15 protein-coding genes and 1 pseudogene are annotated in these 18,774 nt (G+C 69.9%); 6 read left to right on the top strand and 10 right to left on the bottom strand.

All coding sequences use genetic code 11. The features are described 5' to 3' along the window. Positions 1 to 38 precede the first annotated feature (38 nt). Complete coding sequence (locus FBZ33_RS18005; RefSeq protein WP_141909966.1) at positions 39 to 974, bottom strand: hypothetical protein; 936 nt, start codon at positions 972 to 974, stop codon at positions 39 to 41. Between the two features lie 147 nt (positions 975 to 1,121). Continuing rightward, positions 1,122 to 1,649 carry a MarR family winged helix-turn-helix transcriptional regulator gene (locus tag FBZ33_RS18000; RefSeq protein WP_141909965.1) on the bottom strand — a complete coding sequence of 176 codons (528 nt, stop codon included), beginning with the start codon at positions 1,647 to 1,649 and terminating at the stop codon, positions 1,122 to 1,124. Between the two features lie 144 nt (positions 1,650 to 1,793). Here FBZ33_RS18000 and FBZ33_RS17995 point away from each other — a divergent pair, with 144 nt between their 5' ends. Beyond that, positions 1,794 to 4,073: an LLM class flavin-dependent oxidoreductase gene (locus FBZ33_RS17995; RefSeq protein ID WP_141909964.1), complete on the top strand. Its 2,280-nt coding sequence runs from the start codon at positions 1,794 to 1,796 to the stop codon at positions 4,071 to 4,073. A 9-nt stretch (positions 4,074 to 4,082) separates the two neighbouring features. Here FBZ33_RS17995 and FBZ33_RS17990 read toward each other — a convergent pair whose 3' ends face one another. The 5 genes and pseudogenes from FBZ33_RS17990 to FBZ33_RS17970 form a co-directional block, all read right to left on the bottom strand. Continuing rightward, positions 4,083 to 4,793 carry a DNA alkylation repair protein gene (locus FBZ33_RS17990; protein WP_141909963.1) on the bottom strand — a complete coding sequence of 237 codons (711 nt, stop codon included), beginning with the start codon at positions 4,791 to 4,793 and terminating at the stop codon, positions 4,083 to 4,085. 86 nt (positions 4,794 to 4,879) lie between these two features. Further along, positions 4,880 to 5,871 (bottom strand): annotated as a pseudogene (locus FBZ33_RS17985) (alpha/beta hydrolase). 15 nt (positions 5,872 to 5,886) lie between these two features. Continuing rightward, positions 5,887 to 7,404 (bottom strand): FG-GAP-like repeat-containing protein, encoded by a 1,518-nt coding sequence (locus FBZ33_RS33760; protein ID WP_370453017.1) that lies wholly within the window; start codon positions 7,402 to 7,404, stop codon positions 5,887 to 5,889. Positions 7,405 to 7,423: 19 nt separating this feature from the next. Beyond that, a complete protein-coding gene (locus FBZ33_RS17975) occupies positions 7,424 to 9,472 on the bottom strand; it encodes an N-acetylmuramoyl-L-alanine amidase (RefSeq protein ID WP_141909962.1) in 2,049 nt (682 codons plus the stop codon). 19 nt (positions 9,473 to 9,491) lie between these two features. Further along, complete coding sequence (locus tag FBZ33_RS17970; RefSeq protein WP_141909961.1) at positions 9,492 to 10,934, bottom strand: VCBS repeat-containing protein; 1,443 nt, start codon at positions 10,932 to 10,934, stop codon at positions 9,492 to 9,494. Positions 10,935 to 11,164: 230 nt separating this feature from the next. Between FBZ33_RS17970 and FBZ33_RS17965 the strand changes: the two genes are divergently transcribed. Both FBZ33_RS17965 and FBZ33_RS17960 read left to right on the top strand, forming a co-directional pair. Beyond that, a complete protein-coding gene (locus FBZ33_RS17965; protein WP_141909960.1) occupies positions 11,165 to 12,292 on the top strand; it encodes a DUF4185 domain-containing protein in 1,128 nt (375 codons plus the stop codon). 198 nt (positions 12,293 to 12,490) lie between these two features. Continuing rightward, on the top strand, positions 12,491 to 13,204 hold the full coding sequence (locus FBZ33_RS17960) for a GAF and ANTAR domain-containing protein (protein ID WP_141909959.1): 714 nt from the start codon (positions 12,491 to 12,493) through the stop codon (positions 13,202 to 13,204). Positions 13,205 to 13,303: 99 nt separating this feature from the next. Here FBZ33_RS17960 and FBZ33_RS17955 read toward each other — a convergent pair whose 3' ends face one another. Continuing rightward, on the bottom strand, positions 13,304 to 13,885 hold the full coding sequence (locus FBZ33_RS17955; RefSeq protein ID WP_099854838.1) for a hemerythrin domain-containing protein: 582 nt from the start codon (positions 13,883 to 13,885) through the stop codon (positions 13,304 to 13,306). Next, on the bottom strand, positions 13,878 to 15,092 hold the full coding sequence (locus FBZ33_RS17950; protein ID WP_099854836.1) for a hypothetical protein: 1,215 nt from the start codon (positions 15,090 to 15,092) through the stop codon (positions 13,878 to 13,880). The genes FBZ33_RS17955 and FBZ33_RS17950 overlap by 8 nt, the downstream gene beginning before the upstream one ends. A 351-nt stretch (positions 15,093 to 15,443) precedes the next feature. Here FBZ33_RS17950 and FBZ33_RS17945 point away from each other — a divergent pair, with 351 nt between their 5' ends. Both FBZ33_RS17945 and FBZ33_RS17940 read left to right on the top strand, forming a co-directional pair. Further along, positions 15,444 to 15,977, top strand: coding sequence for a hypothetical protein (locus tag FBZ33_RS17945; protein ID WP_141909958.1), 534 nt, complete (start codon positions 15,444 to 15,446; stop codon positions 15,975 to 15,977). Positions 15,978 to 16,040: 63 nt separating this feature from the next. Continuing rightward, positions 16,041 to 16,925: a pyridoxal-phosphate dependent enzyme gene (locus tag FBZ33_RS17940; RefSeq protein ID WP_141909957.1), complete on the top strand. Its 885-nt coding sequence runs from the start codon at positions 16,041 to 16,043 to the stop codon at positions 16,923 to 16,925. A 4-nt stretch (positions 16,926 to 16,929) separates the two neighbouring features. Here the strand turns inward: FBZ33_RS17940 and FBZ33_RS17935 are convergent, their stop codons facing one another. Then, positions 16,930 to 17,568: an HD domain-containing protein gene (locus tag FBZ33_RS17935; RefSeq protein WP_141909956.1), complete on the bottom strand. Its 639-nt coding sequence runs from the start codon at positions 17,566 to 17,568 to the stop codon at positions 16,930 to 16,932. 162 nt (positions 17,569 to 17,730) lie between these two features. Here FBZ33_RS17935 and FBZ33_RS17930 point away from each other — a divergent pair, with 162 nt between their 5' ends. Further along, on the top strand, positions 17,731 to 18,714 hold the full coding sequence (locus FBZ33_RS17930; RefSeq protein WP_255508932.1) for a GlxA family transcriptional regulator: 984 nt from the start codon (positions 17,731 to 17,733) through the stop codon (positions 18,712 to 18,714). Positions 18,715 to 18,774 lie beyond the last annotated feature (60 nt).

Below are 18,774 nucleotides of genomic sequence, written 5' to 3'. Positions count from 1 at the left end.
TCGGCGGGCACGGCGATCGACGGTCCCGATCGGGCTGGTCACCGGCCGCAGGCACCGCACGGCCGGCGGGTCCGCAGGTGGTAGTCGCTGGACGCCGCCACGAGGCCGAGCCCCAGGATGCTGTACGCCGACATCGCCACCCAGAGGAACGCGTCGGAGAACTCGCTCTCCGATCCCGACACCACCTGCACCATCCCCATGCCGAAGTAGGCCACGATGCCCGTCCCGAGGCCGAAGCCGGGCACCAGCAACAGCAGACGAGGGATCGTGCGGCCGGCGAGCAGTGGCACCCATCCCGGCCAGACCCCACCCCAGTGGTGCACCAGCGCCAGCGGCAACAACACCCCGGCCAGCACCATGCCGACCATCAGTCCGACCATTGTGGCGTCGTCGGTGAGACCGTCGAATCCCACTACTGCCTGGGCCGCGAATCGGGCGACGAGGCCGGTCACTGTGGCGTACGCGGCCCACCGCGCCCACCACGCTGGTGTCGAGCGCCGCAGACCCGGTTGGACCGTCCGGCAGCAGTCCGGACAGTCGCCCCGGGTGCGCCGCTGATAGCGGGCGGTGGCCAGGCCGAGCAGGACCGCTCCGGTGACACAGCCGAGCCGGCTGGCGAACGCGAGCGGGTCGAAGTACGGGCCGACCGTGAACAGCAGGAAGCCCACCAGCTCCGGCAGCAGGATCGCGGCTGCGGCGACCAGCGCCCCGGCGGTCGCCCAGGCGACTGCCGCGAGCACTGGCCGCCACACCACCAGCCGGTCCAGAGCAACCGCCAGGACACCCGCCGCGACGCACATCGCCACCGACCACCAGCCGGTGAAACCCAGCAGGTCCGTCCCGAACCGCCCGAACCCTGGCGCCTCACCGACGGTCCACGCCAGACGCAAACCCCCGTATGCCACGGCCCAGCCGAGCACTGCGTACGTCAGGCCATGGCCCGCCTCGCGGACGGCCGGTGCCGATGTCGTCATGCGTCGATCCTCGCGGGACCGGCGCGCGGACGGCCCCCGCCGGCAGGGGAACGCACTCCCTCGCTCGGGTGAGGTTCGTCGCCGACCCGCAAGCGAGCGATCCTCGCGCGGTGCGCGGGCCACGACCTCGGCGGGCGGCCCGGCGGCCTACCGGTCTGACTGCTCGGTCTGCGGAAGGACGCTCCGCACGGCGACGCAGGGGTCAGTGGCGGGCGCGGCGGCGTGGATCGCCTCGGCCGCGCGGGCGGCGAAGTCGCGGAAGGCCTCGCGCTGATCCTCGGGCAGCCCGCCCAGCACGTGGTCCTCGGCGTGGGCGACCCGCCGTTCGGCCTCGGCGAGTGCCGCACGCCCGCGGTCGGTGGCCACGACCCGGCGGGCGCGCCGGTCCTGGGGGTCGAGCTTCCGTTCGATGAGACCGGCATTCTCCAGGTCGTCGATGACGTACGTCAGGACGCTGCGGTCGATGGAAAGGCGCGCGGCCAGCGCGCCCTGCGTGGGCACGTCCTCGTGTACGACGACGGCCAGGATGTGGTAGCCCCGGCTGCGATGCGGCAGGTCGCTCAGTGTCTCCTCGACGTACTCGTGCCAGCGGCGCAGCACGACACCCAGCGACCAGCCGAAGGTCGAACCGCGCCTGCGGTCGGCCGGCAGTTCGCACGCGTCGGTGGCGGACATGCACCGGACGCTAGCAGGCGATGTGTTGATCAGACCGAAGTTCCTGTGCACCGAGGAATCAGCCAGTGGGCAAGTGCGTTGTGGGACATACGATCTGCTGTGCAGATTATATTCTGGCAACATGACCACGGAGATGCTGACGAAATGTCTGATTACGGGCACGAACTTCTCTTCGGCACGTTTCTGACGCCCAGCGCTCAGGACCCCGACCACGTGGTGGCGCTCGCTGAGCTGACCGAAGCGGCGGGACTGGACCTCACCACCTTCCAGGACCATCCGTACAACGCCGAGTTCCTAGACACCTGGACCCTGCTGAGCTGGGTCGCGGCCCGCACCGAACGACTGCGGATCTCGGGAAACGTCCTCAGCCTCCCGCTGCGCCCGCCGGCCGTCCTGGCCAGGGCGGCGGCGAGCCTGGACCGGCTGTCCCACGGTCGTTTCGAGCTGGGCCTCGGCGCCGGCGCGTTCTGGGACGGGATCGAGGGCATGGGCGCTCGTCGGCTGACGGCGGGGCAGGGTGTCGAGGCGCTGCGCGAGGCGATCGACGTCCTGCGAGGGGTCTGGGACGCCGAGGCCCCCGGGTCGCTGCGGCGGGACGGGAAGTACTACTACCCGATCCCCGGCATGCGGCGCGGCCCCGCGCCGGCCCACGACATCGACATCTGGCTCGGCGCGTACCAGCCGAAGATGCTGGCGTTGACCGGTCAGAAGGCCAACGGCTGGTTGCCGACCCTGGAATACCTGCGGTCTCCGGACCGGGTGACCGCCAACCGGCTCATCGACGAGGCGGCGGTCGGGGCGGGACGTGACCCTCGGGAGATCCGGCGACTGCTCAATCTGTTCACTGTCGACGTCTCGTCGCGCAGCCGTGGCTTCCTCCAGGGCCCGGCGGAGCAGTGGGTCGAACAACTCCTCCCGATGGTCCTGGAAGAGGGTTTCAGCACCTTCCTGATCGGCCGGGACGACCCGCGACTGATCCAGACCCTCGGGCAGGAGATCGCCCCCGCGCTGCGGGAGGCGGTCGCCAGGGAGCGGGCGGGAACCGCGTCCGGCACCGGACCGACCCACGCGGTCGCTGCCCGGTCCGAGCGGCACCCGGGCCTCGACTACGACGCGCTGCCCGCATCGCTGACCACCGGTGCCGTCGAGCCCGGCCATCCGGAGTACGAGGGTGTGCGCCACACCTACAGCTGGCAGGGGTCACCGGCTTTGGTGATCCGGCCGCGGACCGCCGCCGAGGTGGTCGATGCCGTGTCGTACGCGCGGACCCAGGACGTCCCGTTGTCCGTGCGCAGCGGCGGGCACGGCATCAGCGGCCGGTCGACGAACGACGGCGGGATCGTCATCGACATGTCGAGGATGAACCGGGTCGAGGTGCTGGACCGGGCTACTCGCCGGATCCGGCTGGAGCCGGGCGCCCGCTGGGGGGAGGTGGCCCAGACGCTCGCCCCGTACGGCCTGGCGATGAGCTCGGGTGACTACGGTGACGTGGGCGTCGGTGGCCTCGCCACCACCGGAGGCGTCGGCTATCTGGCGCGCCGCCACGGCCTGACCATCGACCACGTCGTCGCCGCCGAGATCGTCACCGCCGACGGCCGCCTGCTCCGGGTGGACGACGAGCACCATGCTGATCTGTTCTGGGCCGTCCGTGGCGCCGGCGGCAACTTCGGCGTCGTCACCGCCCTCGAACTGGAGGCGTACGAGGTCGACAAAGTCGTCTACGCCCACCTCGTCGCGGACGCCACCGACACCGCCCAACTGCTGCACCGGTGGGGCCGGCTCGTGGAGGACGCGCCGCGGGACCTGACGAGCTTCCTGTCCCTCTTCCCGGGCCGCCGTGGAAACCCCCCGATGGCCCAGGTCACCCTCGTGTACGCCGGTGACGACGTCGAGGCGGCGCAGTCCGCGCTGAGCCCGTTCCTGGAGATCGGCCCGATTCTCGATCAGCAGGCGCAACTCGTGCCGTACCCGGCGATCGTCGTGCCACCCGGCAACGACCATCGGGGTCAGGGTCTGCGGGACACCCGCAGCGGGCTCTTGCACCACGTCACACCGGAGGCAGCCGACCTCATGGAAAACATGATCCGTTCCGGCGACGTGATGATCATGCAGCTCCGGTCCGTCGGCGCGGCGGTCAACGACGTCGCTCGCGACGCGACCGCGTACCCGCACCGGGAGCAGAACTTCTCGGTGCTCGCCGCCACGGTCCCGGACCGCAGGCCGCAACTCGACAAGCTGTGGGCCGAGCTGTACGCGCATGTGGACGGCATGTACCTCAGCTTCGAGTCCGACACCGACCCGGCTCGACTGCTGGATGCCTGGCCCGAGCCCACGCTGAGCCGACTGCGCGCGATCAAGGCCACGTACGACCCGGACAACGTCTTCAACCGGAACTTCCCGATCTCACCGGCGACACCGGGCTGACCCGGTCGTCTAGAGCGTGCCGGACAGGTACTCCCTCCGTCGCTGCGGTTCGAACTTCTCGATCGCGCACCGCAGCATGACCCGGGGCATGGCGTGGTAGCGGCGGAGCAGGAACTCCTCCTCCGCCGCTCTGTCCCGGTTGCCCACCTCACGCAGCATCCAGCCCACCGCCTTGCGGATGAGGTCGTGCGGATCCTGGAGGAGCCGGTCGCTGAGCCGGAAGGTCCATTCGAAGTCGTCGGCCTTGATGAAGGCGAAAGTCGCCATGACGGCGATGCGCCGGTCCCACACGAGGTCAGACCCGGCCAGCCGGTCCAGGACGCCGCGCTCCTTGTCGACGAGCCAGGGGCCGACGATGTACGGCGCCGACGAGTCGACCAGGTCCCAGTTGTTGATGCGGTCGGTGTTGGCCAGGACGAGGCGGTAGATCTCGCCCCGTTCCTGGTCGTGGCCCCTGGTGAACTTGCGGACCAGGATGAGCAGCGACGTCAGCCTCTCCTCGTGCACGTCGGAGTGCAGCAGCGTCGTTGTCTCGGCCAGGGAGAGGTCGCGCCAGTATCTGCCGGCCACCGTGCGCTGGTCCGGCACGGACACGCCGATGGCCCGGTCGCCCTCGCCGTAACCGCCGGGGACCATCTGCAGGAAACGGCTCGACGCCTCGGCGCGACCCGGGTCGGCACGGCTGGCGAGGTCTCGACGGACGTCGACGCTCGTGGCCATGACCAGCAAGCTACCGTGCCGGTCAGTGGCCACGACGCCGCGTCCACAGCGAGCCCAGCATGCACAGCGAGCCGCCGCTGGCCACCTCAGCCGGCGCGGCGTAGCCGGCCGAGCATCCCGTTGAGGTCCTGGACGAACAGGTCGTGGCGGAAGAAGTGCCCGCCGGGCACCTCGCGCCACTCGTGCGGGATACCGGCCCGGGCGAGTGCGGCGCGGAACTCGCGCTGACCGGCGAGCACCTGGGTTTCGTTGACGGTGTCGAACCAGTTGATCGGGTCGGGTGACGTGCCGGCCGCCAGGAAGATCCGCTTGTTCTGGAAACTCGGGATTCGCTGGACCGGGTTGTCGGCGCTGACCCGCGCCTCGTCCCACAGCGGGATCCCGTAGACGGTGCCGCCGCCGAGGTCCAGCGCGGCGGAGGTGGCGTTGGCCCAGTGCACGACGAGCCCGAAGTCCCGACGCAGGCTGGCCGGCCCGGAGTGCGAGCTGACCGAGCAGAAGTGGCCGTAGTACTTGGCCGCGTACTTCAACGCGCCGAAGCCCCCCATCGAGAAGCCGGCCACCGCGCGTCCGTTGTACTCGGCGAAGGTACGGAAGTTCGCGTCGATCCACGGCAGCAACTGGGCGATGTGGAAGGTCTCCCAGTTGCGCGGTCCCACGAAGCTGTTCACCGGATTGCAGTACCAGCCGGTCGACGCGTCCGGCATGACGACGATTACCTCCCGGCCGGCGGTCAGACCGATGATGTTCTCCTGGAGGTGGAAGGTGCGGAAGTCGGCGTTGCCACCGTGCAGCAGATACAGCACGGGGTACCGCTTGCCGCTGGTGTGGTACCCGTCAGGCAGCAGCACGTTGACGCCGGGGTCCCACTCGATGCATCCGTGGCGAAGCGGTAGTACTGGAGGCGGCCGCCGTTCTCGTTGCGGTCGACGATGCGCAGGCCGTACCCGTCGGTGGCAGCCATGGCGGCGGAAGGCGCGGCGAAGGCGCCGGCGAACAGCCCGGCGGCGGCCACCGCCGCGGAGCCACCGATCAGCCGGCGCCGGCTGATCGACGCGGGCGGGGGTACGTCGAGCATTGGAGTCTCCCTGGGTCAGAAGGTGGTCTCGTTGGGCAGGCCGAAGAAGTCGTGCCATTTGGTGGCGCCGAGGAAGGTGGTGCCGGTGGAGAGGCCGACGTGGACGTCGTTGAAGCTGCCCTTGGTGAAGGCGACGATGTCGTCCTTGCCGTCGCCGTTGTAGTCACCCAGGTAGGGGAACTCGCCGGGCAGGCAGAAGAGGTCGTTCCACTTGACTGTGGTGCCGACGAACGAGGTGCCGGTGGAGACGGCGGCGTAGACGTCGGCGTCGGCGTTGCAGGTGAAGGTGACGATGTCGTCGCGTCCGTCGCCGTTGATGTCGCCGACGCGGGGTTGTTCGGTGCCGACGGCAAACAGGTCGTGCCAGGTCTGTGCCGCCCCGAACGCGGTTCCGGTGGACAGGGCGACGATGACGTCCGACGCCGTGAGCGGCCCCTGGGTGAAGGTGATGATGTCGTCGCGGCCGTCACCGTCGACGTCGCCGAGGGCGGGGAACTCACCGGCGATCGAGAAGTACTCGTGCCACTTGAGCGCCGTCCCGGCGAACGACGAACCGGAGGACAACGCGACGTACACGTCCCCGGCGCCGTCGTGGGTGAAGGCGACGATGTCGTCGCGGCCGTCGCCGTTGACGTCCCCCACCGCGGCCACCTCGGCGTTCGGGGCGAACCAGTCGTGCCACTTCGTGGCGCCCGCGAACGACGACCCGTTCGACAGTGCCACGTACACGTCGGCGAGCGAGCCGTGGGTGAAGGCCACGATGTCGTCGCGCCCGTCGCCGTTGAAGTCCCCGGACAGCAGGGTCTCCCCGTTGAGGCCGAAGAAGTCGTTCCACTTCACCGACGTCCCCGCGAACGAGGAGCCGGTGGACGCCGACACGTACACGTCGTTGAGTGAGCCGCGGGTGAAGGCGACGATGTCGTCGCGGCCGTCGCCGGTGAAGTCCGTCGGTGAGCCGGCCAGGTAGCGGCCGCCCGACGAGGCGCCGCAGTTGTCACTGACCAGGTACTTCTGGTTGTACTGGGCCGGGTAGGGAGCGAGCGAGACGCCGTTGATGGCGATCGTCTGTCCGACTCCGTTGTAGAGCTGCTCGTAGTGGACGTGCGGCCCGGAGGAGTTGCCGGTGCTGCCGGTGATGCCGATCTGCTGTCCCTGCTGCACGTACGCGCCATTGGCGACCGAGTAGGCGCTGAGATGGAAGTGGTAGGTCGTCCAGCCCCCACCGTGGTCGACGACGATGTAGTTCCCGGCCCCGCTGGGCTGGGAGTAGTGCCGGGCCACACCCGCTGCGGACGCCACCTGGGGGGTGCCTCCGGTGGCGCCGCCGTCGGCGCGCACGAAGTCCAACGCCTGCCGCACCTCCGCGCTGTGGTGGTCGTAGGTCCAGCGTTGCCCGCACGGGAACGGCGCTTTGAAGTTCGGTGCGGCCATCGCTGGCGAGGGTGACACCACCACGGCGGTCAGGACCGCCATGGCCAGGGTGAGAAGCGCGACCAGGGCGCGGAGGACGGGGGTACGCGAAGGCCGGGACATGGCGGGACTCCTGACGTACTCAGAGGGTGGTTTCGCCGTTGAGGCCGAAGAAGTCGTGCCATTTGGTGGCGCCGAGGAAGGTGGTGCCGGTGGAGAGGCCGACGTGGACGTCGTTGAAGCTGCCCTTGGTGAAGGCGACGATGTCGTCTTTGCCGTCGCCGTTGTAGTCGCCCAGGTAGGGGAATTCGCCGGGCAGGCAGAAGAGGTCGTTCCACTTGACTGTGGTGCCGACGAATGAGGTGCCGGTGGAGACGGCGGCGTAGACGTCGGCGTCGGCGTTGCAGGTGAAGGTGACGATGTCGTCGCGTCCGTCGCCGTTGATGTCGCCGACGCGGGGTTGTTCGGTGCCGACGGCAAACAGGTCGTGCCACTTCTGGGGCGCGCCGAATCCGCTTCCTGTGGAGAGGGAGACGATCACGTCCGACGCCGTGAGCGGCCCCTGGGTGAAGGTGATGATGTCGTCGCGGCCGTCACCGTCGACATCGCCGAGGGCAGGAAACTCGCCGGGGATGGAGAAGTAGTCGTGCCATTTGAGGCCGGGGCCGAAGCCTGTGCCGGTGGAGAGCGCCACGTACACGTCGGCGTTCGTGTCGTGGGTGAACGCGATGATGTCGTCGCGTCCGTCGCCGTCGACGTCGCCGACCGCACCGACCTCCGCGCCCGGCGCGAACCAGTCATGCCACTTCAGGCCACCGCCGAAGCTGGTGCCGGTGGAGAGGGCCACGTACACGTCGGCGAGCGAGCCGTGGGTGAAGGTGATGATGTCGTCGCGCCCGTCGCCGTTGAAGTCCCCGGACAGCAGGGTCTCCCCGTTGAGGCCGAAGAAGTCGTTCCACTTGACGGACGTACCGGCGAACGCGCTGCCGGTGGAGGTGGCCACGTAGACGTCGTTGAGGCTGCCCTGTGTGAAGCTCACGACGTCGTCCCGGCCGTCGCCGGTGAAGTCCGTCGGTGACCCCGCCAGGTAGCGGCCTCCCGAGCCGCCGGCGTTGACCAGGGAGATGTAGTAGTTCCAGTTCCAGTTCGGACCGGGATCGGTATGGTCGTTGCCGGGCATCTCGTTGTGCCCTCTGATCGCCGCGCGGGTCTTCGGCAGCCCGTACTTGTCACAGAGGTAGCGGGTAAGCGCGGCTGACGACCGGTACATGGCGTCGGTGAACCAGGTTGGGTTGTCCACGAACCCCTCGTGCTCGATGCCCACGGCGTAGGGGTTGGCCGAGCGCGCGTGGTAGGCCGTGTCTCCCTCGCGCACCATCTGGGTGATCTCACCGTTGCTGGACTTCACCACGTAGTGCGCGCTCACCCCCGCCGACGGGTTCTGGAACCAGCTCACCGTGCCGGCGTACGACCCCTGGGTCACGTGCACCACGACGGTGGTGATCCGTGACGACCGGCCGGCCTGGTAGTTGCCGCCGTAGGCGGAGATCCAGCGGGCCGGCCCGTACTCCGGCACCGCCGCCGCGGCGACGTTCGGGCCGGCGCCAGCCGGGGTGATCGACGCGTACCGGCCGAGTTCGGGGCGCACCGGCTGCGCGGCGACCCGGACGGTGGTGGCCGCGATGCCGGTGCGCAGCAGGTCGTAGACGTGGTCGGCGTAGAGCCGGGCAGTCGAGTCGACGGCGGCGCTGTAGCGCGCCACCACCGGGTACCAGGCGGACAGCCGGTCGCGCGCACCGGCGGTCAGTCCCTCGCTGTCGGCCAGGTCACGCAGCACCGCGGCGCCTCCGCGAATGTTGGCGGACGTGACCGAGCGCAGCCGGCCGACCGGCTCGCCGGTGAGCGTGGCCGCCCGTTCCAGGCTGTGCTGGGTGGGGTTGCTGACGAGGTGCATGACGCCGAATCCGTTGGCCTGGCTGGGCAGGCCGCCGTGCCCGTCCAGGCGGGTCTCGCCGTAGCCCACGGCGACCAGCAGGTCGCGGGGCACGTCGAACTCGGCGGAGGCCCGGGCGAAGTCCGCGGCGAGCGGGCCGGGCGCCACGGGACGGGCCGCGTCGGCCGGCGCGGTCGCGACCTGCCCGGCGAGCACCGCCGTCAGAATGAGGGCGCACCTGCGCCTGGTCAGTCGCATGGGGTCTCCAATCCGCGGGTCACAGCGTCGTCTCGCCGTTGAGGCCGAAGAAGTCGTGCCATCTGGTGGCGCCGAGGAAGCCGGTGCCGGTGGAGCGTGCGACGTGGACGTCGTTGGTGCCGCCCTTGGTGAAGACGATGAGGTCGTCCCTGCCGTCCCCGTCGGCGTCACCGAGGTAGGGGAACTCGCCGGCCAGGCAGAAGTAGTCGTTCCACTTCACGGTGGTCCCGGCGAAGCCGGTGCCGGTGGAGGTGGCGGCGTACACGTCGGCGTCGGCGTTGCAGGTGAAGGTGACGATGTCGTCGCGGCCGTCGCCGTTGATGTCACCGACGCGGGGCAGTTCGGCGCCGACGGCGAACAGGTCGTGCCACTTCTGCGCGGCACCGAACGAGCTGCCGTTCGACAGGGCGACGATGACGTCGCTGGCGGTGGCGGGGCCCTGGGTGAAGGTGACGAGGTCGTCGCGTCCGTCGCCGTTGACGTCACCGAGGGCGGGAAACTCGCCAAAGGGGCTGAAGTACTCGTGCCACTTGAGGCCGGGGCCGAAGCCGGTGCCGGTGGACAGCGCGACGTACACGTCTCCGGCCGGGTTGTGGGTGAACGCGACGATGTCGTCGCGCCCGTCACCGTCGACGTCGCCGACCGCGCCGATCTCCGCACCCGGTGCGAACCAGTCGTGCCACTTCCCTTCGCCGCCGAACGAAGTGCCGGTGGACAGCGCGACGTACACGTCGCCGGTGTTGCTGTGGGCGAAGGTGACGATGTCGTCCCGGCCGTCGCCGTTGACGTCGCCAGTGGAGGCGGTCTCGCCACCGATGGAGAAGAATTCGTTCCACTTCACCGAGGTGCCGGCGAACGAGCCGCCGGTGGAGGTGGCCACGTAGACGTCGGCGAGGGCGTTCTGGGTGAAGCCGACGATGTCGTCGCGGCCGTCGCCGGTGACGTCGGTGGCGGATCCGCCGGCGATGGCGTGGGTCCGGGTCGCCTCGTTGAGCTGGGCCCGCGCGGTGGCGGCCGCCTGGTCGTACCGGTCGGGAAAACCCGACCGTTGGACGCACTGGGCGACCTGGCCGGCGCTGAACCCCGGGTTGTTGCGGTCGCAGACGATCGCCCGGGTGACGTACTGGGTGCTGGCGTAGACCGGGTCCATGATCTGCTCCGGCGTTCCCCAGCCGTAGTCCCAGCGCTGCTGGAAGACCCCGAGCGACGACTTGTCGCCACACGGCAGGTTGTTCATGTGTGACTCGACCCAGCCCGCCTCGAAGGCGGACAGCGTCACCTTGTCGTTGGCGTTGTGCGCGCGGGCGACCCGGTAGACGACCAGGGTCACCGCGGGGTCGCGGTTGGCCGGGATGGAGGTGCAGGCCAGGGTGCCGACCGGGTCGGCCTGCGCGGGCGCCGCCGTGACCGTCGCCGCGGCGGTGCCGAGGGCGACCAGCAGGGCCAGGAGAGTACGTCTCACGCTGCTCCTCCCAGGGGGTCGAGCGGCCATCCTGGTGGCGTCGCGAACCGCCTCGGACACCCGTATCGAATGCTGAGAGTGTCATCAGGGCGATGATCGATGTCAATGCGTCATGAAGAATTCCTTCATTGCACGGGTCAGGGCGGGCAGGTATTGACACCGACGATTGTCGCGGGTTTACTCGCCCGCAACCGGTGTCGAGGGCATCGATCCGACCGGAGGGGACAGCCATGGGTGTGCGTCGTCGCTCGCTGCTCGGTCGCGCCGCCGCGATAGGTGCGGCCAGCGCGCTCGGTGCCGTCGGCACGGTCCTGACAACGGCAGCGCCGGCCCAGGCCGCGGTGTGGAAGAAGCGGTTGACCGGTGCCGACCTCGACACCTCCAGCCGCTGGCGGGTGGCCGGCACCGATCTGGGCATCCCGTACGTGCTGGAGAACGGCTCGATCGGTTACCTCTTCGGCGACACCTTCGACACGCCGTGGCCCGAGGGGCCGCCCGTGCCGAACGACTGGCGCTCACCCGTGATGCTGCGTTCCGCCGTCCACCCCGCCGCCCCGGGTGGAGTGGTCTTCGACAGCGCGGCGCGGGTGGCCGGCAACGGACGCGCGCCCGAGCTGATGCACAATGGCCACCACGGCATTGGCATCGACGGCCTGCCGGAGGTGACAGTCATCCCCAACGACGGCATCAGCTTCCCGGAGACCGGCCGGCAGGTCATCTCCTACATGAGCATCGAGAACTGGAACTCCGCCGGCCCGGCCGGGCCGCAGTGGAAGTCCCGCTACGCGGGGCTGGCGTTCTCCGACAACGGCAACGACTTCGTCCGTACGCCGCTCAAGTGGTGGAACAGCCCGGACAACAGGGACCCATTCCAGATGTGGACCATGCAGCGCGACGGCGATCACGTCTACGTCTTCTCGGTGCGCGCCGGGCGGCAGGACGGCCCGATGATGCTGCGCCGCGTCCGCTGGGACCGGCTCTTCTACCCCGAGTCGTACGAGGGCTGGGGCTGGAACGGCACCAACTGGGGCTGGGGCCGGCCCTGTACACCCATCCTCACCGGCCGTTTCGGTGAACCGTCCGTGCGCCGCCTGGCCGACGGGACCTGGGTGATGTCATACCTGAACTGCCAGAACGGGTGCCTGGTCACCCGGACCGCGTCCGGACCGGACCGGGCGTGGACGGCGGAGAAGATCCAGGTGACGAGCTGGCAGGAGCCGGCTCTCTACGGTGGGTTCATCCATCCCTGGTCGAGTCGCAGCGCCAACGATCTGCACCTGATGGTCTCCAAGTGGACGCGTACCCCGGACGGCCGCAGCACCGCCTACCACGTCAGCCAGTTCACCGGCTCGGTGTGACGGGTCACTGACCTGGCCTCCCGGGCCCGACCTGCCTGAACTGATCGCGGCCCGCCAGGTTCCCGGCGGGGTGTGAGTGGGTGATCCAGGGGGTAGGACCAAGATTGACGACGAACGCCCCGGAGCGCAGCTGATGGGGTGCCGGCCATCCCGGAATGTCGCATTTTGGCGGACGCTGATCGAGGAGGGCCCACGGCGATGACGCAGCCGACAATGCAACCCGCTGACGCGTTGGCCGAGCTGAGCCGGGTCAGACTCGACGAGATCAGCCTCGACGACATGCTGGGCCGGATCGCCGAACTCGCCAACCGGAGCATTCCCGGGACCAGGGAGGTGACTGTCACCCTGGTTCGGGGTCAGGTCGGTTCGACCGGGGCTTTCACCGGCGAGTTGGCCCGTAAGTTGGACGAGTGGCAGTACGAGCAGCACCGCGGCCCGTGCCTGGACGCGTCAGCCAGCGGTGACACCATCTCGGTGCCGGACATGACCACCGAAGAGCGCTGGCCGGCTTGGGCGGAGAGGGCCCGCGCCGCCGGGGTGCGGAGCTCTCTCTCGATCGGGCTTCCCATCCAGGGGTCGGTGGTCGGCGCGCTCAACGTCTACAGCGACTCGCCGAACGCCTTCGATTCGTCCTCGATCGCCAACGCGGAAGGCTTCGCCGCGTACGCGGCGGTGGCCCTGGCCAACGCCCACCTGTACGAGAACGCCGCCACGCTGGCAGCGCAGATGCAGGAGGCGATGCGGAGCCGGGCCGTGATCGAGCAGGCCAAAGGGATCATCATGGGGGAGCGGCGGTGCTCGTCCGAGGAGGCGTTCGCGCTGCTGTCGAAGATCTCCCAGGACACCAACCGCAAGGTGCGCGAGGTCGCGGAGGCGCTTGTCGCCCAGGCGGTCGGAACGAAGCGCGGGTGAGTCCCGACTGCACGCAGCTCACCGACAGGGCCACCCGCGCGAGGCGGGTGGCCCTGTCGGCAGATCACGCGGAACGGATCACCGCCCGGCTGATTCCGGTCAGCTCTCCGACGGCTTGCGCACCGCGTCGCGTACCCGGTCGATGACGGCCAGCACCGGGCCGGCGGCCAGATTGCCCTTCGCGGACTGGGCGCTGGGATGCGGCCGCGTCGGCGCGGACGCCTCCGCCGCCCGCACGGCGGTGGCGAGGCTGCGCAGCCGGTCGACCGGGACATGCTGGCGCAGCTGGGGGAACTCGTAGCGTTCCTCGTAACGGGCGTGCGTGAGTACGGCGTCGCGCAGCAGGACGATCCCCGTGTCGAAGCCGTCGGCGTCCACACCGCCCTTGATCAGGGTTTGCAGGGTCTCCTTCGCCTGCCGCTCCTCGTCGAGCCGGTCGTCGACCATCGCGTCACCACCCCCACCGGGCAGAGTCCGGGCGAGCGGGTGGACGACCTCCTCCTCGGCGGTCTCGTGCGCGGCGAGGAGCTTGACCAGATCGTCGAAGGCGTCCCGCCTGGTGTCGCCGGTGCTGCCGATGACCAGCAGGAAGAGCTGCTCGATCTGGGCGTGCTGCGCGAGCAGCAGGTCGACCACGTCCTCCTCGGGCCCTGGCGTGGTCGGGGCGTCAGTGTCAGGCATGGCTGCCTCCCTCGGCGCGCAGCGTCTCGATCGGGTGCGGCCCCTCGGTCTCCATCCGGTACTCGTCGCCGAAGCGTTCCCGGTGCATGTCGATGACCTGCTCGCTCGGCGGCTTCTGGCCGTCGTGCAGTTGCTCCTGCATCCACTCGAAACGCTCGTGGGCCTCACGGACGTAGCCCTCGCCGAGCTTGGTGAGATCCATCTGGGTGGCGAGCAGGTGGCGCAGGTAATCCTTGTTGGGCTCGAAGGTTAGCGGCTCCGGCAACCCGGCCGTGCCGACGATCTCCTCGGGTTCCCGGCCGTCGTGCCGGCGCAAGAGGTCGGCGGCCTGCTGGAGGTGAGCCAGCTCCATCTGCAGGTGCAGCTCCCAGACCGCCTTGATCCGGGGGTCGCTCTCCTGTTGCAGGAAGGAGTAGTAGAGCCAGCACTCGTTGTACTCGTGGGTGAGCAGCCGCTCCCACCAGTTCTCGCCCGGGTCCAGCAGGGACTCGTAGTGGGTGACGTGCTCCTGCTCGATGAGGCTGATCTCCTGGTAGAGCTGGCGCGCGATCGGTTCCATGTACTGCGGGCCGACGTTCATGTAGTAGAACATCACCTGCTGCTCGGCCGAGAGGATCGTCAACGCGTGGAGCTTCGAGCGCGGGTCCACCGAGTTGCGGTCGTACGGGGTGCGAACCTCGTCGAAGGGGTGCCGGTGCTCCTGAATGGTCGGCCGGCCCGGCATGACCTCGGTGAGACCGTTGACGATCTTCTCCGCCTTACGCCGTTCGACCATCTCGTAGAGGTTGGCGTAGCGGTACAGGTGGTCGAAGTCCTCCAGCACGCCGAACTCGTACGCCTGCTTGAGGTAGGGGTCGGGTTCGTGTCGGGCCACCCAGGCGGTGAGGTCGACGGCCACCTGTTCGTAGCCGAGCGTCGTCTCGAGCACGCTGGCGACGCCGGGAAGCAGCCAGTTCACCACCCTCTGCTGCTGGCTCTCCACGTACCGGACGTAGGCGAGCTGCCGGCGGACCTCCTGGTCCGGGCAGTTCCGGGCGAACTGGTGCTGGAAGTTGATCGCCTCGACCTCGATGCCGTTCATCGTGATGATCCGGCACCGGGTGTACGGGTCGACCGCCTCCGGGTCGATCGGCTCGACGTTCAGTTCACGCCAGTTGCGGATCTGACCGTCGAGTGGGATTCCTTTGTGGTCCAGGGGATTGAACATCTCTCTCCTTTGTCGGGGGAGGTGGGACGTACCCGGCAATTGCGCCCACTAACGGCTATTTCGGGGGACGGCACGGTGCCGCATCACCTGGGCCGCGCTGAGGGCGCGGCCGTGGTGGGTTAGCTGCGGAATTCGGTCCGTCACACGTTGCCTCCGCCATCGACGAGGGTGCCCACCCGGCGCGTGTGGCGCGAGGCAGGGTTGACCATCGAAGGGCGCGTGTCTTGACCCGAAAATCACGCTACCCACGGCGAGCGGATACAAACCACGCATGTTGTCCGGAACCGGGATCCGGTGCCCGGGAGAACCGAGACGGGTGTGAGTGCCCGTCCACTGGGTAGGGCGTCCACCATGCTGAAGAGAGCGGTGTGGCAGGGACTGGTGGCAGGTCTGGTGGGGGCGGCGGTGATGACGGCTGCCGAGAAGGTCGAGCAACGGGTGACAGGCCGACCCGACTCGTACGTGCCGGCCCGGGTGCTGGCACGGCTGACTGGCCTGCCGGAACGTCCGGGGAAGCAGCCGCGGTGGCAGAACCTGGCGATGCACTACGGGCAGGGCGCGCTGGTCGGCGTGCTGCGAAGTGTCATGGCTCAGGCCGGCCTGCGCGGCACCTGGGCGTCGGGAATGTTCACGGCGGTGCGCCTGACCAGCGACCAGATCCTGGAGAACGTCACCGGTGTGGGGGCGCCCCCGCTGACCTGGCCACGTGCGGAACTCGCCATCGACATGGTGCACAAGTCCATCTACGGGTTCGCCACCGGTGCGGTGGCGGATGTGCTCGCCGCCCGCGACGGCGCCGGACCTGGACAGCGGCACGCGGCGCTCCGGCCCGGTCGCCACTCGGACGTCGGTCCGCTGCCGCGTGCCGCGGTGCGTCAGGGCTGACGCGTCACTGCCACTGTCGGCCGAGGTGCTGCGGGCGGGGCAGTGGAGTGATTAGCTGCACGGATGATCGCCCCCGTTTCCCTCGGCACCTGGCCGACTCCGCTGGAGGCCGCGCCCCGGCTCGCCGCCCGGCTGGGCCTGGCCGACCTCTGGTTCAAGCGTGACGACCTCAACGGCCTCGGTGGGGGCGGCAACAAGATCCGCAAGTTGCAGTACACCTGCGCCGAGGCGCTCGCAGTCGGCGCCACCACCGTGATCACCTCCGGCGCACCGCAGAGCAACCACGCCCGCCTCACCGCCGCCGCGGCCGCCCGGCTCGGCCTCGCCTGCGTGCTGGTGCTCGACGGCCCGCCCCCGGACGACCAGCGTGGCAACCTGCTGCTCGACGGGCTCGCCGGCGCCGAGATCGTCTGGGGCGGGCACCGACCGCTCGCCGAGGTGGTGGCGCACGAGGCGGAGAGCCGATCGGCGTACCTCATCCCGTTCGGCGGCACCTCGCCCGCGTCCACCCAGGGTTACGTGGACTGCGCTCGGGAGCTGCGCGCCCAGGTGCCGGACATCGACTCGGCCGAGGTCGTGGTCGCGCTCGGCTCCGGTGGGACGATGGCCGGCCTCGTACGGGAACTGGGCGCCGAGCGGGTGGTCGGCGTGAGTGTCGGCGCCGTGCCCGACCCCCGCGCTACTGTCGCCGGGCTGCTCGTCGGCGAGGTCGAGCCGGGCGCGCTGCGGATCGACGGCTCCCAGGTGGGCGCCGGGTACCGCACGTTCACCGACGCGGCGCGGGCGGCGTTGGAGACGACCGCACGCGACGAGGGGGTCTTCCTGGACCCGGCGTACACCGGTCGGGCGATGGCTGCGCTGCTGGCCGGCAGCTTCCCGCACGGCGACCGGGTGATCTTCCTGCACACCGGCGGCCTTCCCGGTCTCTTCGGCCACCCGCAGGTCTAGGGCCTCATTCGGGCCAGGCGGACTCCTCGATGACCCGGACGAAGTCGATGTGGTGGTAGCCGGGCACCCGGTGCTCCAGCACGTCGCCGTTGACGGTGCCGAAGGTGGTGTCCGGCCGGTGCCGGAAGCCGTCGGCGAACGCGTCGACGATGGCTCGCTTGAAGTTCGGCCGTGGGTGAGCCGTGGTGACGGCCGCGATGTCGGCGGGCGACAACTCGTGGTAGCCGATGCCGAGCACGTCCGTCTCGACCCCGGCGGTGACGAGGGCGACCTCGGGCTCCAGGCGGTACGGGACCTCCGGTGTGGTGTGCAGGGCGATGCCCTCCCACACGAGCCGCGCCTCGCGCTCGCCGATGCCGTTCGACCGGAGGAAGCGGCGTGCCTCGTCCGCGCCGTCGAGTTCGAAGCGCTGATCATCGCGGCGGTAGCGTTCGGTCAGCCCCAGGTCATGGAACATCGCGCCCACGTAGAGCAGCTCGGGGTCGGCCTTCAGGCCGAGCCGCCGACCCTGGAGCGAGCCGAAGACGAAAACCCGCCGGGAGTGATGGAACAGCAGGTCGTCGGTGGCCTGGCGGACGAGCTCGGTGGCGTCGTTGGCGAGCCGTGAGTCGGGGATCTCGATGCCGGCGATCGTCTGGCTCATGGAGGTTCCTGTCGGTCCGGGAGCCCGGCCGGGCTCCGATGCGTCAAGCGTCACCCGAGCGGACCGGCCAGCGCCCCGTCCCATCTGCCATGCTTCCCTCAGATCGGGACATGGGTGAAGGGGGCCGACGCTGTGGGCAGTCCGGCGGCAGAGCCGCACCGGGTGACGGCTCTGGTCTTCGACGGGATGAAGCTACTCGACCTGGCCGGGCCGTTCGAGGTATTCGCGGAGGCCGCCAGGTTCGGCGCACGGTACGAGCTGGAGGTGCGCTCCAGCGACGGCGCCGCGGTGCGCGCCTCGACGGGTATGCGCGTCCCCGTGGACGGCGACGTCGCTTCGGCGACCGACGTCGGGACCGCCCTCGTGGTCGGCGGCGATGCGCTCCCGACGAACCCGATCAGTGCTGAACTCACCGCCGCCGCGACGGCTCTGTCCCGCCGGGCCGCTCGTACGGCCTCGGTCTGCACCGGCGCCTTCGTGCTGGCCGGCGCCGGCCTGCTGGACGGCCGGCGCGCGACGACGCACTGGCAGCACGCCCGACTGCTCGCTGCAGCGTTCCCGAGGGTGCGGGTGGAGCCCGATGCCATCTTCGTGCAGGACGGGACGATCTTCACCTCCGCCGGGGTGTCCGCCGGCATCGACCTCGCGCTGGCCCTGGTCGAGCGCGACCATGGCGAGGAGATCGCCCGGTCGGTCGCGCAGTCACTGGTCGTGTTCCTGCAACGGCCCGGCGGTCAGTCGCAGTTCTCTCCCTCGCTGGCCCTGCCCCGACCGGGCACCCCGGTGCTGCGACAGGTGACCGACGCGGTGGCAGCGGACCCGGCTGGCGACCACTCGGTGACCGCCCTCGCCAGTCGGGCTCATGTCAGCCCGCGTCACCTCTCCCGGCTGTTCCGGCAGGAGCTGGGCAGCAGCCCCAGCAAGTACGTGGAGGGCGTGCGGGTCGACGCGGCCATCCGCCTGCTGCACGCGGGCCAGTCGGTCACCGCCTGCGCCCAACAGGTCGGCGTCGGCAGCCCGGAGACGTTGCGCCGGATGTTCCTCACCCGGGTCGGAGTGTCGCCACGTGCCTACCAGCAGCGGTTCCGCACGACGGCACGTGACCCGGCGACGGTGCTGGACAACGAGGACCCCGTCGAACCGTGACCTCGGAGAGCCGTCATCCTTCTCGCCCTGGTCGCCTTGTTGGGAGTGCGCCAGGCCGCG

Source organism: Micromonospora sp. A202 (assembly GCF_006715105.1).
Lineage (GTDB): Bacteria > Actinomycetota > Actinomycetes > Mycobacteriales > Micromonosporaceae > Micromonospora > Micromonospora zamorensis.
This window is presented reverse-complemented; position numbering and strand designations above follow the sequence as displayed.